Source organism: Paracidovorax sp. (genome assembly GCF_057642795.1).
Genome location: NZ_JBXYZY010000001.1, coordinates 51,340 through 64,929, shown reverse-complemented (window position 1 = coordinate 64,929; position 13,590 = coordinate 51,340). Strand labels below are relative to the sequence as shown.

The window sequence follows — 13,590 nt, the reverse complement described above, 5'->3', positions numbered from 1 at the left end:
CTATCAAATGAATAGCTGCAAGCGCTGATGAATCAAGCGCTGCAGGCCATTTTGGCTAGTACCGGTTGGAGAAGTTGGCGCTGATGCGCTGGCGCAGGTATTCAGCCCCGGTGATCGGCGCGTGCTTCTTCGCCGGGCCTTGGATCACCGCGTCTTCATTGGCCTGCGCGAAAAACGCCAGGCTGTAGCGCGCGCCCTGGTATTCGTGCGGCAGCGGGTTGCGCACGCGGTGGAAGTTGCTGGGCAGCTGGTCGTCGCTCCAGCGCATCAGCATGTCGCCGATGTTGCAGGTGATGACGCCCTCGATCGGGTCCACCGGCGTCCAGGCGCGGCCTTCCATCTCCTTGCCCGGCAGCACTTGCAGCCCGCCCTGGCCGGCGCGCTGGAAGAGCAGTGTGAGGCAGTCGAAATCGGTATGCGCCCCCGCGCGCCACAGGCCCAGCTCGTCCTTCAGCGCGGGATCGACGGCGAAGTAGTGCAGCATGCGCAACGTGCTCTGGTAGGCGGGCACCGAGGGGTCGTGGGCGCGGGTGAAGAAGTCCGGCGCGAATCCCAGCTTCCAGGCGAAGCACGACAGCAGCTGCATCGCCACCTGCCAGCACTGGGCCTCGAAGCCCAGCGTGGCTTCCTGGAAGCCGGGCAGTTCCGCTTCGCTGGGCCACAGGCCCGCCATGCGCGGGCGCGTGACCTGGTAGGACTCCTTCTGGTCCGGCGTGCGGGTGGAGGGGCGAATCTGCGCCTTGTGCTCCCAGCCTGCATTGCGCGCCAGCGGCCACTGCGCCTTGGTCTCTGCGGGCAGCGCGAAGAAGCGCTCGGCCCGCGCGAAGGCGGCGCGGATGTCCTCCAGCGGAATGCCGTGGCCCGAGACCTGGAAGAAGCCGATCTCCACCGACGCGCTCCAGAGCGCCTCGGCGATCTCTTCCTTGCGCGCGTCGAAGTCGGAGATGTCGATGCATCGCACCTCGCGGGCCGTAGTTTCCTCGCCCAGGCCGCCCATGCGGGCTTCCTTTTCCAGCTCGGCGATCACGCCCTGGGCGTTGGCGGGTTCATAGACGGGGGTGGGTGCAGCAGCGGCAGGAGAAAGCATGGGAGCGGTCATGGCGTGATCCTCGGTTCGGGGGGTGGTCCGCACAAGAACCCATGGCGCTGCGGCAAGGCCGGCAAGGCATGCAGGACGCTCGCGGCGCCACGGGCTCTTGAAGGAATGAGGCACCGGCCGGGTGCGGCCCGAGCCCACGATGGGGCGCGGCACGCACATCCGGCTGGCGCCGGCTTCAAGAGCAATGACCCGCCGGCCCTGCAGGCTTGCACGCAAACCCCTGGCGGCCGAACTGAACGCTTCTACTCTCGCGCCACCGGCAAGCAATTCACAGGCCAATGCCTGCGCACCCGAGCGGCACATGCCGGCACAGCTGCGCACCCAAGAGGCCCGGCACACTTCATGCAACGCCATGCACTGAGTAGAAGCGTTCAGCGCAGCCGGCCATGCGACACCCGGCGGCGCCCGGAAATTGCTCGTTCGCACCGTCTGCGGGGGTGCATGCCACCCTGCGCGCCGGCCATTCGACCGACCTGTCGTCCGAACCGAAGAGCATCCGCCATGCAACGCCGCCACTTCCTCTCCAGCAGCCTTTCCACCTCCATCGCCGCCGCCGTGGGCGCCCCGCTGGGCTTAGGCCTCGCACCCGCCGTCCACGCGCAGCGCAGCCTCGTGCCGCTGAAGTTCACGCTCGACTTCCGCGTGACCAGCCAGACCTCGCCCTTCTTCCTGGCGCTGGCCAAGGGCTACTACAAGGACGAGGGGCTGGACGTCTCCATCGACGTGGGCTCGGGCTCGGTGGCCTCCATCACCCGGGTGGCCAGCGGCGCCTATGACCTGGGCCTGGGCGACCTCAGCGCGCTGGTCGAATTCCACGCGCAGAACCCCGACACGCCCGTGCAGGCCGTCTATCAGTACTACAACCGCGCGCCCTTCGTCATCATCGGGCGGCGCGACCGGGGCATCACCGAAGACTTCCTCTCGCTCAGGGGCAAGCGCGTGGCGGCGGCGGCCGTCGAATCCACCCGCCGCAGCTGGCCCATGGTGGCGCGGGCGCTCAAGACCGGGCCCGATCTGTTCGAGTGGGTGACCACCGATTTCAGCGCGCGCGACAACGTCATGGTGCGCGGCGACGTCGATGCCGCCACCTACTTCCACGACTCCGCCGTCTCGCTCTTCGCCCGCATCCCGCCCAAGGACCTGGCGGTGCTGGAATACAGCCGCGCCGGCCTGCAGCTCTACGGCAACGCCCTCCTGGCCGGCAAGCTGCTGCAAGAGAAACCCGACGCCGCCCGCGCCTTCCTGCGCGCCAGCAACCGCGCCCTGCGCGAAACGCTGGCCCAGCCCGATGCGGCGCTGGCCGCCATCAAGGCCCGCGAGCCCATCCTGAACATGGATGTGGAGCGCGAGCGCTGGGGCATCACGCGCCAGTACCTGAACACGGCCGAGACGCAGGCCATCGGCCTGGGCGCCGTCGCCCCCGCCGTGCTGGCCCGCCAGGTGGATGAAGTCGCCACCGTGTTCGGCTTGGCGCGCAAGCCCACGCCCGAGCAGATCTTCAACCCCGCCTTCCTGCCCGCGGCGGCCGAGCGCAAGGTGGCCGCATGAGCGCGCTCGCCACCACCCTGCCCCCGCTCCCGGCCGAAGTCCCGCTGGACGAGCGCGACGGCCGCTACCTGCGCCAGGCCATCGCCCTGGCCGACCAGGCGCGGGCGCGCGGCAACCGCCCCTTTGGCGCCGTCATCGTGGCGGCCGACGGCACGCTGCTGGCCGAGGCCTGGAACGCCAACGGCGAGACCGGCGACTGCACGGCACATGCCGAGACGTCGGCGATCCGCGTCGCCAGCCCCGCGCACGGGCGCGACACGCTCGCCGCGGCCACGCTGTATTCGTCGGGCGAGCCCTGCGTGATGTGCGCCGGCGCCATCTTCTGGTCCAACATCGGCCGGGTGGTCTATGGCATCGACGCCGAACGCCTGCGCGCCTTCCGCGGCGAGCGGCAGGACCAGCGCGACGCCGAGCTCTCCTGCCGTGACGTGTTCAACGCCTCGCCCCACCCCATCGCCTGCATCGGCCCGGCGCTGATCGACGAGGCCTCGGCCTCGCACGTCGGCGCGTGGAAGGCCTGAGCGGCACCGTTTACAGCCCGGGCGGGCTGCAGCGCCCGTATATCATGCGCGCTCCGCTCTTCATTCGATAGCACGCACCGCATGACCTGGCACGCCCGCCTGCAACTGGACTACCGCCGCGAACACGGCCGCACCGTCGCCCGCTTCGAGCACAGCGGGCCGCTGCGCATCCTGCAAAGCCTCTACCCCGAGGGCGACGCGGTCTGCCACAACGTGCTGGTCCATCCCCCCGGCGGGCTGGTGGGGGGCGACACGCTGGACATCGACTTGCGCGTGGGCGAAGGCGCGCACGGCCTGGTGACCACACCCGGCGCCACGCGCTTTTACCGCTCGCTCGGACCGCTGGCGCTGCAGCGCACGCATGCGGTGCTGGAGCCCGGCGCGCGCCTGGAATGGCTGCCGCTCGAAGCCCTGTGCTTCGACGCCTGCAACGCCGAGAACCGCCTGACGATGGAGCTGGCGCCCGGCGCCGAGATGATCGGCCTGGACGTCGCCGCCTTCGGCCTGCCGCATGCGGGCAAGCCCTTCACGCAGGGGCGCCTGCAGCAGCACATCGAAGTGCCGGGCCTGTGGCTGGAACGCGGCCGCATTGACGCCGCCGACGCGCTGCTGATGGACGGGCCGCTGGGTCTCGCCGGGCACCGCTGCCTCGCATCGCTTTTCTTCGTTGCGGGCTCGCCGCTTTCGCGCGAACGGCGCGAAGCCGCGCTGGACTGCGCGCGCGCCGTGACCGATGCCGATGCGCTGGCGCCCCTGTCCGGCGCCACCGCGCCCAACGACCGCGTGGTGGTGGTGCGCGCCCTGGCCCCGGTGGTGGAGCCCGCCATGGCGCTGCTGCAGCGCGTGTGGGCCGCCTGGCGCGCCAAGCTCTGGCAACTGCCGGCCGAGCGGCCGCGCATCTGGTCGATGTAGTTGCTGGAAGCCGCCTCAGCCAGCGGCGAGCGGCGAAGTCCGGCTCAGGTCGTGGCGCTCGACCGGCAGGAATTCGCCCGCGTCACGCACATAGTCCCAGCGCGTCAGCCAGCGCTGGTCGCCCGTCCCCTCGGGCGCCGGCAGGCGCTCCAGCGTGATGAGGCTGTTGGGCGCGCTGGCGCGCAGCCGAACCGACACCGCCGTGCCTGCCTGGGCCGACCAGAGGCCGGTGATCGGTTCCACCAGCCCCGGCTCGTGCGCGTGGCCCGAGAGCAGCAGATCGGCCCCGGCCGCGCTCCAGCGCGCCAGGGCGCGTTCGGCGCGGTGCGGGCGGTGGCTGCGGTCCTGCGGGTGCCCGGCCACCAGCGGGTGGTGGCTGGCCACGATGCGCCAGGTGCCGGGCCGGGCCGCTGACAGGCGTTCGGCCACCGCGTCGATCTGACGCACCGACAGGCTGCCGCGCTGGTGGCGCCACCAGCGCGTGGTGTTCACACCCACCACCGCGAAGCCGTCGGCCTCGCACGCGGGCTCCAGCGCATCGCCCCACCAGCGCGCATAGCGGTCGTAGGCATGGCCGCCCAGGCGCTCCCACCAGGCGAAGAGCGGCACGTCGTGGTTGCCCGGCATCACCAGGCGGTGTTCCGCCGGCAGGGCGGTGATGAAGGCGTGGGCCTGCTCGAACTGCACCGGCAGCGCGCGCTGGGTCAGGTCGCCCGACACCACCACCAACCGCACGCCCAGCCGTGCGGTGAGCCGGGCCACCGCATCGCAGACGGCCGGGTCGTGGGCGCCGAAATGCAGGTCGGAGATGTGCAGCAGAACGCTCATGCGCTTGGCCTCAGGCGGGGGCGAGCCCGGCGGGCGGCAGGGGCACGGGTTCCGGCTCGGCGGCCGCAGCTGCGGTCTCGGGCACCGGGTCGTCGTCCTTGGCGGTGGCCGTGGGCGCGATCAGCCACAGGGGCCGCTCGCCCACGCGGAAGCGGATGGGCGGCGGCATCCATTCGCGCTCGCCATCGAAGGCGACCTTGACGCGCTGCGGCTTCCAGCTCGCGGGCTCGGCCACCATTTCGGTGCAGGCCACGCTGGTGACGGATTCGTCCCGACCGAGCTTGCCCAGGATGGCGTTGCCCACCATGCGGGCCGTCGAGGCATCGCCCTCGGGCGGGCGCAGCAGCACCACGGCCAGCCGATCGCCAGCGGCCACGTCCTGCGCCTCGGCGATACCCACCTGCTCCAGCTGCAGCCGGTTGTTGCCCACGAAGAGGGTGGACACCAGGTGCTCCTGCTGCTGCAGCGGCGCGCCCACCTCGGGCTGCACCGACACGCGCCAGCGGCGCGAGGCGCTGCCGCGCAGCACGCTCCAGATCGAGGAGATGATGGCCACCAGCCGCGTGCGCCCGAAGCGGCGCGAGGCGCGCTCGCGGTTGTCCAGCAGGCGCGGGTAGAGGCCCACGCTGGCGTTGACCAGGAACATGCGCTGGTTGACGAAGCCCACGCCCACCGGCCGCATGTCCCCGCCCTCGAGCGCGGTGAGCACGTCCTGCACGGCCTGCTGCGGCTCCAGCGAGAGCGACTGGTCACGGGCGAAATAGTTGAAGGTGCCCATGGGGAGCACGCCCATGGGCACGCCCTCGGCCCACGCGGCGGTGGCCACGGCATTGATGGTGCCGTCGCCGCCGGCCGCCACCACCAGGCCGCCATCGGCCTTGGCGCTGCGCGCGGCCTCCTGCGACAGCTGCACGATATCGGCCCGCGCCCGGGGCACATGCCAGCGCACGGCGCGCTGCTGCAGGTGCGGCACGGCGTCGAGCTTGGCGCGCAGCTCGTCCAGATCGGCACCGGGGCGCAGCGGCACCACGATGTGCAGGGGCGCGTCGGCGGCGGGCCGGGGCGGCATATAGGCGGGGGAAGAGGTTTGCGTCATGTCGTGAACACCTTGCTTGAAGGCAGCGGTCGATTGTGGAACCCGCAAGGCCCCAAGGCACTGCGGCGCGCCGCCAGCCCGTGTCAGCCAATGCCGCGAAATGCCCCCAGTTGCGCACCGGGCCCGAAGGGCTAGGCGAGCGCATTGAGGACAATGGTCGGTTGATTTCCGACCCAGCATGCCGATGACCTCCTTCCGCGCTCTGCCCCAGCCCGCCCCAACGCCCCGCCTCGCCGGAGGCCGCCGATGAACGCCACCACCGCCGCCTGGGGCGCCTGGGCCGGCTCCCACCCCTACGCGGTGTGGCTGACCGGGCTGGCGCTGGCGCTCGGTCTGGCCTGGCTCGTGCATGCGGGCAGCACGCGCGCAGCGCCGCACTGCGCTCCCTGGGCCACCCGCCTGCCCCGCCCCTCAGGCCCGGTGGCCCTGGCTGCCACCATGGCGCTGGCGGGCGTGCTGCTCTGGGGCTGCGCCCATGTGCTGGCGCTGCTGGCCGATGCCTGGGGCCAGCCGACTGCCTGGGCGGCGCTGGACGACAGCCTGGCCGCCACCCTGCGCGCCAGCGCATCGACGTTCACGCTGACCCTGTTCGCGCGCTTCACACACCTGGGCGATACGGCCGTGCTCGCCGTGCTGGCCGTGGTGGTCGCCGTGGCCCTCTGGCTGCACGGGCGGCGCATGCTGGCCACCGGCTGGGTGGTGGCACTGGCCGGCAACGGCCTGCTGACGCGGGCCTTCAAGCACAGCTTCGAGCGCGTGCGGCCGGTGCACACGCACGAGATCGCGGTGGCCGAGGGCTTCAGTTTCCCCAGCGGGCACAGCAGTTCATCGCTGGTGGCCTACGGGATGCTGGCCTTCCTCGCCTTTCGGCTGCTGCCGGCGCGCTGGCATCGGCCGGCCCTGCTGCTGGCGGCGGCCATCGTCGTCACCGTGGGCTGGAGCCGGGTGGTGCTGCAGGTGCACTTCGCCAGCGATGTGCTGGCCGGCTGGATCACCGGCAGCGCCTGGCTGGCCTGCTGCCTGCTGGTGCTGCGCGGCGCCACGCACTGGCACCGGCTACGCAGGCCGGTGGCCCAATAAGAACGTGAACGCGTTCTGGGTCCGGCTCAGCGCCGGGCGGCGCGCTCGGCCGCGAGCGACCAGGCGAAGATGCCCATGCCGGCCACGCTGAGCACCACGCCCACCCAGCCGGTGGACGTCCAGCCCAGGCCAGCCGCGATGGCCAGGCCGCCCAGCCAGGCGCCCAGGGCATTGGCTACGTTGAAGGCCGAGTGATTGAGCGCAGCGGCCAGCGTCTGCGCCTCGCCCGCAACGTCCATGAGCCGGATCTGCAGCGCCGGGCCGATGGCGACCACGGTGCCCAGCAGAAAGGTCGCCACCGCCGCCGTCGCCACATGGTGCGCGGCGAACACGAAGAAAACCAGCACGGCAGCCGACCACACCAGTAGCTGGCCGACGGTGCGCATGAGGGCCTTGTCCGCCATGTGCGAGCCCACCAGGTTGCCCGCCACCATGCCCAGGCCGAAGAGCGCCAGCACGAAAGGCACACCGGACAGCGGCAGACCGGCCACTTCGATCAGCGTGGGCTTGATGTAGCTGAACACCGCGAACATGCCGCCGAAGCCGATACCCGCGATGCCCAGCGTGAGCCAGACCTGCTTGCGCTTGAGGGCTCCCAACTCGCGCAGCGGGCTCGCTCCCTGCGGCGCCGGAATGTGCGGCACGCCGCCGCGCACCAGCGCCACGGCCAGCACGGCGATCAGCCCCACGAAGACGAAGGCGGCGCGCCAGCCGAAGACCTGCCCCAGCGCGGCGGCGATGGGCACGCCCACCAGCGTGGCGCTGGTGAGACCCAGCATCACCAGCCCCACGGCCCGCGCGCGCTTGCCGGGCGGCGCGAGCGAGGCGGCCACCAGTGCCGCCACGCCGAAATAGGTGCCGTGCGGCAGGCCGGTCAGCAGGCGCATCGCGGCCAGCGAGTGGTACGTGGGCGCGATGGCCGAGGCGAAGTTGCCCAGGGCATAGACGGCCATGAGTGCCATCAGCAGCGCGCGGCGCCCCCAGCCTGCGGCCAGCACCGCGAGCACCGGCGCGCCCACCACCACGCCCAGCGCATAGGCGCTGATGACGTGGCCGGCTTCGGGGATGGAGACACCGATATCGCGCGCCACCTCGGGCAGCAGGCCCATGATGACGAATTCGCCGGTGCCGATGGAAAAGCCTCCAACGCCCAGCGCCAGTACGGCGCGCAGCAGCGTACGGCTGTCGTGTTCGGTGGAAGCAGACGGAGCGGGGGAAACGGGAGGCAGAGGCGCGGAGGACATGGCAGGCGGCGCAGCGCGGGTTCGGCGTTGCGGTTCGAGGTCGGCAATGCGACCGGGCCGGCGACATTAGCACGCTCTCTGCCTCGCGCCAGCGACCCCAAAAGCCAAAGCGGTGCAGCCCGCACAGGCTGCACCGCTTTGGGGGAGTTGGCGCGGGCCCGCGGCCCGGCCAGAAATTCAGGCGGCAGCCACCGGCACGGGGCTGTCGGTCGGCAGCGGGGGCAGCGGCTGGCCTTCCAGTGCCGCGTTCAGGCGGTCGCGGTCCAGGGCGTTTTCCCAGCGGGAGACGACCACGGTGGCCACGGCGTTGCCGATGAAGTTGGTGAGCGAGCGGCATTCGCTCATGAAGCGATCGACGCCCAGGATCAGCGCCATGCCGGCCACGGGCACTTCGGGCACCACAGCCAGGGTGGCGGCCAGGGTGATGAAGCCGGCGCCGGTCACGCCGGCCGCGCCCTTGGACGACAGCATGGCGACCAGCAGCAGGGCGATCTGGTGGCCCAGCGTCAGGTGCGTGTCGGTGGCCTGGGCGATGAAGAGCGCCGCCAGCGTCATGTAGATGTTGGTGCCGTCCAGGTTGAACGAGTAGCCGGTGGGCACGACCAGGCCGACCACGGACTTGCGGCAGCCGGCGCGCTCCATCTTCTCCATGAGCGACGGCAGGGCCGATTCCGACGATGAGGTACCCAGCACGAGCAGCAGCTCGGCCTTCAGGTAGCGGATCAGCTTGAGCACCGAGAAGCCGCAGGCACGAGCGACGGCACCCAGGATCACCAGCACGAAGAGCAGCGAGGTGATGTAGAACGTGGCCACCAGTTCGGCCAGGTTGATCAGCGAGCCCACGCCGAACTTGCCGATGGTGAAGGCCATGGCACCGAAGGCGCCCAGGGGGGCGAACTTCATGACGATATGGACCACCTTGAACACGGGCACCGTCAGCGATTCCAGGAAGTTCTGCACCGGGCGGCCGGCATTGCCCGAGAGCGCCAGCGCCACACCGAACAGCACGGCCACCAGCAGCACCTGCAGGATGTTATCGCCCACGAAGGGGCTCACCAGCGTCTTGGGAATGATGTCCATGACGAAGCCGGTGAGGGTCATGTCATGCGACTTGGCGACGTAGGAGGTCACTTCCTTCTGGTCCAGGTCGGCCGGGTTGATGTGCATGCCGGCGCCCGGCTGCATCACGTTGGCCACCACGAGGCCGACCACCAGGGCCAGCGTGGAGAAGGTCAGGAAGTACGCCATCGCCTTGCCGAACACGCGGCTGACGCTGCTGAGGTGCGTCATGCCGGCGATCCCGGTGACGATCGTCAGGAAGATCACCGGCGCGATGATCATCTTGATGAGCTTGATGAAGGCATCGCCCAGCGGCTTGAGCGCGGCGCCATAGGCCGGCTCGAAGTGTCCGAGCAGCACACCCAGGATGATGGCGATCACCACCTGAAAATACAGCTGGCGGTAGAAAGGCACAGGCAGCCGGGGCTGGCTATGGGGGTCTGCGGCGGGAATGGCGTGCATGGGGCGGTCTCCTGAATCTGCGATCTGCACCAGAGGGGTGCATCCAAGGTTACGAGTTGTACTGCTGCAGCCTCCAAGGACCGATAGCCCATTGGTATTAGCTCTCGGGATCCCCCTCTGGGGCCCTGCACCAACCTAGGGAAACCCCTTAGGGATGGCCGCCACAGAAAGGGACGTCCGGGCGGTGCGCCCCGAGCGCCAGCGCGCGCCGGGAGACAATCCGGGCCGTGCGCTCGATCCTTTCCAACCACCGCCGCCTGCTCTGGACACTGCTCGCCCTCATCGGCGGAGCGGCGGCCAGCATGTTCCTCGCCGGCGAACTGGCCTGGCGCCACTCGCTGCGCGACGAGAGCGACACCGTGCAGCGCCAGCTCGCGCTCTACGGCCAGACCCTGGGCCAGCGCATCGACCGCTACCGCACGCTGCCCGAGGTGCTGGCGCTGGACGACCAGCTGCGCGCCGCCCTCACCCACCCACTGTCGGCGAGCGAAATCGACCGGCTCAACCGCAAGCTGGAGGAGGCCAACGGTGCCAGCCAGTCCTCCACCCTCACGCTGCTGGACCGCCAGGGCCGCGCCGTGGCGGCGAGCAACTGGCGCACGCCCACCAGCAACGTGGGCGTGGACTACAGCTTCCGCCCCTACGTTCAGCAGGCGCTGGCGCAGGGCAGCGGCAGCTTCTACGGCATCGGCGTGACTACGGGCGAGCCGGGCTACTTCCTCTCGCAGGCCATCGTGGACCGCCGGGGCCGCACGCTCGGCCTGGTCGCCATCAAGATCGCACTGCACGAACTGGAGCGCGAATGGCTGCAGACGCCGGACGTGGTGCTGGCCTCGGACGCGCACGGCGTGGTCTTCCTCGCCAGCCAGGACGCGTGGCGCTACCGGCTGCTGCACCCGCTGGACACCCGGGAACGGCGCGAGCTGGCCGCCACGCGCCAGTATTCAGACCAGCCGCTCAGGCCGCTGAGCTACCGCACCGAAGAGCGACTGGACGACGGCGGCATGCTGGCCCGCATGGAGGCCCCGCCGCTGCCGGGGCAGGTGCTCTGGCATTCCCAGGCCCTGCCGGGCACCGCCTGGCAGCTGCACCTGATACACGACACGCACAGCAGCGTGGCCAACAGCCGCTGGGCCGCGGCCGCCGGCGGTGGCGGCTGGCTGGCGCTGGGCCTGCTGGTGCTCTTCGTGCGCCAGCGCCAGCGCATGGCGCGGCTGCGCCAGCACAGCCGCCAGGAGCTGGAAGCCGTGCTCAAGCAGCATGCGCAGGAGCTGCGCTCGGCCAAGGACGGCATCGTGCAGGCGGCCCAGCAGGCGGCCCAACAGACCGACATGGGTCTGGCGCGCAGCCTGGAGCACCTGCCGCAGGGCGTGGTCATCATCGACGCGCAGCTGCGGCTGGTGGCGTGGAATTCGCGCTACGTGCAGCTCTTTCGCTACCCGGCCGACCTGATGACGGTCGGCCAGCCCATCGAGGCCCTGCTGCGCCACAACGCCCGGCGCGGCCTGCTGGGGCCGCCCCCTGCCGAAGAGGCCATCGCCCGGCGCCTGCAGCACTTGCGCAGCGGCCAGCCGCACCTGCACGAAAGCGCCAAGGGCGACGGCACGGTGCTGGAGATCCGCGGCAACCCGCTGCCGGACGGCGGCTTCGTCACCAGCTATGCCGACATCACCAGCTACAAGAACGCGGCGCGCGAGCTGCGCTCCCTGGCCGATGCGCTGGAGCAGCGGGTGCGCGAACGCACGCGCGACCTGGAAGCCGCGCGCCATGAAGCCGAGCGCGCCAACCGCTACAAGAGCCGCTTCGTCGCCGCCGCGGTGCACGACCTGCTGCAGCCGCTCAACGCGGCCCGCATGTTCACCTCGCTGCTGCGCAGCCACCTGCACGGCGACGCGGCCCAGCATGCGGCCGACAGCATCGACGGCGCCCTCGCCTCGCAGGACGCGATCCTGGGCAGCCTGCTGGACATCGCCCGCATGGAGTCCGGGCAGCTCGAAGTGCGCATCCGCGACGTGGCGCTCGGGCCGCTGCTGCAGGTGCTGGGCCACAATTTCGGCGTGCTCGCCGACAGCCGGGGCCTGAAGCTGCGCTGCGTGCCGACGCGCGCCGTTGTTCGTACCGACGAGAACCTGCTGCGCCGCATCGTGCAGAACTTCGTGTCCAACGCCATCCGCTACAGCCGGCGCGGGCGCGTCGTGGTCGGCTGCCGCCATGAGGCGGGCCATGTGCGCATCGAGGTCCACGACCAGGGCCCCGGCATCCCCGAGGCGCTGCAGGGCGAGATCTTCGAGGAATTCCGCCGCCTGGACGAAGGCAACGACGAGCGCGACCGCGGCGCCGGCCTGGGCCTGGCCATCGTCGAGCGGCTGGGCCGGCTGCTGGGGCACGAGGTGGGCCTGCGCTCGCAGCTCGGGCACGGCAGCGTGTTCTGGGTCCGGGTGCCGCTGGGCGATGCCGCCGCCGTGCAGCGCCAGGGCACACCCGCCACGTCGCGCGAGCAGGAAAGCGACGCGCCCCTGCACGGCAGCAGCGCCTGGGTGATCGACGACGACGGCCAGACCTGCTCCGCCACCCAGGCCCTGCTGCAGCGCTGGGGCTGCCAGGTGCCGCTGGCCGGCGGCGCGGCGCAGGCCCTGGCCGAGGCCCGGCCCGGCCAGGCGCCGCAGCTGGTGCTGCTGGACGTACACCTGGGTGCGGGCCCCCAGGGCCCCGACGTATATGCCGAGCTGTGCCAGCGCTGGGGGCAGGCGCCCGCCGTCATTTTGGTAACGGCCGAGCGTGACGCCACGCTGCGCCGCCAGGCAGCGGAACGCGGCTGGGGCTTTCTGGCCAAGCCGGTGCGTGCGCCGGCGCTTCGGGCGCTCATGAGCCAGACGCTGCTGCGGCTGCGCGACAGTGCGCGCGAAGCGGCCAGCGCGCCGGAAAATCAGAATTGATAGCAATCAGCCCAGGAATCACCTGGGCTACGGCCGCTTTCACGCCAACGTCAACACCTTCGATTCAATTCGGAGCGTCGGCGTCGGCTTCCAGGCTTTTGACCAGCACCGCCGCCTGGGTACGGCTGTAGCACTCCAGCTTCTTGAGGATGGCCGTCACATGCACCTTGACGGTGTTCTCGGCCAGGCCCAGCTCGTGCGCGATCTGCTTGTTCAGCAGCCCGTCGGCCAGGCACAGCAGCACGCGGAACTGCTGCGGCGTGAGCTGCGCGAGCCGGCCGGCCAGCTCGGCGTCGGCCTCGGAACGCTCGGCCTCCATGGGCGGAAACCAGCTGCCGCCGTCCAGCACGGCCGTCACCGCCTCGCCCAGCGATTCGGCCGGCGCCGACTTGGGGATGAAGCCCGCCGCGCCGAACTGCTGCGCGCGACGGATCACGCGCGGATGGTCGTTCGACGAGATCACCACCACCGGCAGCTGCGGATACTCGCCGCGCACATGCAGCAGCGCAGAGAAGCCCCGCGTGCCCGGCATGCTCAGGTCGAGCAGCACCAGCTCCACCTCCGGATGCTCCTGCAGCACCGCGCCGAGCGATGCGGCGCTCACCGCCTCCAGCGTGCGGTACTGCGGCACGCGCTCGTGCAGCACATGCAGCACGGCGGCACGGAACATGGGGTGGTCGTCGGCGACCAGCAAGGCGGGCGCGGGAGTGGGCTCGGTCATGGGGCTTGAGTCTGCCATGGCGGCGCACCGCCTGCGTCGGAGCCGCTTGCGTGCCGATTCATTCGTCCAGCGGAGGGCTGCTTC

11 protein-coding genes are annotated in these 13,590 nt (G+C 71.0%); 5 read left to right on the top strand and 6 right to left on the bottom strand.

Annotated features, from left to right (window positions below; all coding sequences use genetic code 11):
* Positions 1-55 precede the first annotated feature (55 nt).
* Complete coding sequence (locus tag AC3A84_RS00295; protein WP_487968209.1) at positions 56-997, bottom strand: isopenicillin N synthase family dioxygenase; 942 nt, start codon at positions 995-997, stop codon at positions 56-58.
* A 603-nt stretch (positions 998-1,600) separates the two neighbouring features.
* Between AC3A84_RS00295 and AC3A84_RS00290 the strand changes: the two genes are divergently transcribed.
* The 3 genes from AC3A84_RS00290 to AC3A84_RS00280 all read left to right on the top strand — a co-directional run bounded on the left by AC3A84_RS00290 (position 1,601) and on the right by AC3A84_RS00280 (position 4,080).
* Complete coding sequence (locus AC3A84_RS00290) at positions 1,601-2,647, top strand: ABC transporter substrate-binding protein (protein ID WP_487967773.1); 1,047 nt, start codon at positions 1,601-1,603, stop codon at positions 2,645-2,647.
* Complete coding sequence (locus AC3A84_RS00285) at positions 2,644-3,168, top strand: nucleoside deaminase (protein ID WP_487967772.1); 525 nt, start codon at positions 2,644-2,646, stop codon at positions 3,166-3,168. Before AC3A84_RS00290 ends, AC3A84_RS00285 begins: the two co-directional genes overlap by 4 nt.
* A gap of 81 nt (positions 3,169-3,249) precedes the next feature.
* Positions 3,250-4,080, top strand: coding sequence for an urease accessory protein UreD (locus tag AC3A84_RS00280; protein WP_487967771.1), 831 nt, complete (start codon positions 3,250-3,252; stop codon positions 4,078-4,080).
* Positions 4,081-4,095: 15 nt separating this feature from the next.
* On the opposite strand, the gene AC3A84_RS00275 is transcribed toward AC3A84_RS00280, so the two are convergent.
* Together AC3A84_RS00275 and AC3A84_RS00270 are read right to left on the bottom strand one after the other, a co-directional pair.
* Complete coding sequence (locus AC3A84_RS00275) at positions 4,096-4,908, bottom strand: metallophosphoesterase family protein (RefSeq protein WP_487967770.1); 813 nt, start codon at positions 4,906-4,908, stop codon at positions 4,096-4,098.
* A 10-nt stretch (positions 4,909-4,918) separates the two neighbouring features.
* On the bottom strand, positions 4,919-6,004 hold the full coding sequence (locus AC3A84_RS00270; RefSeq protein WP_487967769.1) for a diacylglycerol/lipid kinase family protein: 1,086 nt from the start codon (positions 6,002-6,004) through the stop codon (positions 4,919-4,921).
* Between the two features lie 246 nt (positions 6,005-6,250).
* On the opposite strand from AC3A84_RS00270, the gene AC3A84_RS00265 reads away from it, so the two are divergent.
* Positions 6,251-7,084, top strand: a complete 834-nt coding sequence (locus AC3A84_RS00265) for a phosphatase PAP2 family protein (RefSeq protein WP_487967768.1) — start codon at positions 6,251-6,253, stop codon at positions 7,082-7,084.
* A gap of 26 nt (positions 7,085-7,110) precedes the next feature.
* Here the strand turns inward: AC3A84_RS00265 and AC3A84_RS00260 are convergent, their stop codons facing one another.
* Positions 7,111-8,328 carry an MFS transporter gene (locus AC3A84_RS00260; protein WP_487967767.1) on the bottom strand — a complete coding sequence of 406 codons (1,218 nt, stop codon included), beginning with the start codon at positions 8,326-8,328 and terminating at the stop codon, positions 7,111-7,113.
* A gap of 177 nt (positions 8,329-8,505) precedes the next feature.
* Positions 8,506-9,849 (bottom strand): dicarboxylate/amino acid:cation symporter, encoded by a 1,344-nt coding sequence (locus AC3A84_RS00255; protein ID WP_487967766.1) that lies wholly within the window; start codon positions 9,847-9,849, stop codon positions 8,506-8,508.
* Between the two features lie 302 nt (positions 9,850-10,151).
* Between AC3A84_RS00255 and AC3A84_RS00250 the strand changes: the two genes are divergently transcribed.
* Positions 10,152-12,785: a PAS-domain containing protein gene (locus tag AC3A84_RS00250; protein WP_487968208.1), complete on the top strand. Its 2,634-nt coding sequence runs from the start codon at positions 10,152-10,154 to the stop codon at positions 12,783-12,785.
* Positions 12,786-12,849: 64 nt separating this feature from the next.
* On the opposite strand, the gene AC3A84_RS00245 is transcribed toward AC3A84_RS00250, so the two are convergent.
* Positions 12,850-13,506 (bottom strand): LuxR C-terminal-related transcriptional regulator, encoded by a 657-nt coding sequence (locus tag AC3A84_RS00245; RefSeq protein ID WP_487967765.1) that lies wholly within the window; start codon positions 13,504-13,506, stop codon positions 12,850-12,852.
* Between the last annotated feature and the right edge of the window lie 84 nt (positions 13,507-13,590).

What these genes read in the sequence shown, in the direction of transcription:
- AC3A84_RS00295 (WP_487968209.1), bottom strand. Translation starts at nt 997, where the DNA reads ATGGGCGGCCTGGGCGAGGAAACTACGGCCCGCGAGGTGCGATGCATC.
- AC3A84_RS00290 (WP_487967773.1), top strand. Translation starts at nt 1,601, where the DNA reads ATGCAACGCCGCCACTTCCTCTCCAGCAGCCTTTCCACCTCCATCGCC.
- AC3A84_RS00285 (WP_487967772.1), top strand. Translation starts at nt 2,644, where the DNA reads ATGAGCGCGCTCGCCACCACCCTGCCCCCGCTCCCGGCCGAAGTCCCG.
- AC3A84_RS00280 (WP_487967771.1), top strand. Translation starts at nt 3,250, where the DNA reads ATGACCTGGCACGCCCGCCTGCAACTGGACTACCGCCGCGAACACGGC.
- AC3A84_RS00275 (WP_487967770.1), bottom strand. Translation starts at nt 4,908, where the DNA reads ATGAGCGTTCTGCTGCACATCTCCGACCTGCATTTCGGCGCCCACGAC.
- AC3A84_RS00270 (WP_487967769.1), bottom strand. Translation starts at nt 6,004, where the DNA reads ATGACGCAAACCTCTTCCCCCGCCTATATGCCGCCCCGGCCCGCCGCC.
- AC3A84_RS00265 (WP_487967768.1), top strand. Translation starts at nt 6,251, where the DNA reads ATGAACGCCACCACCGCCGCCTGGGGCGCCTGGGCCGGCTCCCACCCC.
- AC3A84_RS00260 (WP_487967767.1), bottom strand. Translation starts at nt 8,328, where the DNA reads ATGTCCTCCGCGCCTCTGCCTCCCGTTTCCCCCGCTCCGTCTGCTTCC.
- AC3A84_RS00255 (WP_487967766.1), bottom strand. Translation starts at nt 9,849, where the DNA reads ATGCACGCCATTCCCGCCGCAGACCCCCATAGCCAGCCCCGGCTGCCT.
- AC3A84_RS00250 (WP_487968208.1), top strand. Translation starts at nt 10,152, where the DNA reads ATGTTCCTCGCCGGCGAACTGGCCTGGCGCCACTCGCTGCGCGACGAG.
- AC3A84_RS00245 (WP_487967765.1), bottom strand. Translation starts at nt 13,506, where the DNA reads ATGACCGAGCCCACTCCCGCGCCCGCCTTGCTGGTCGCCGACGACCAC.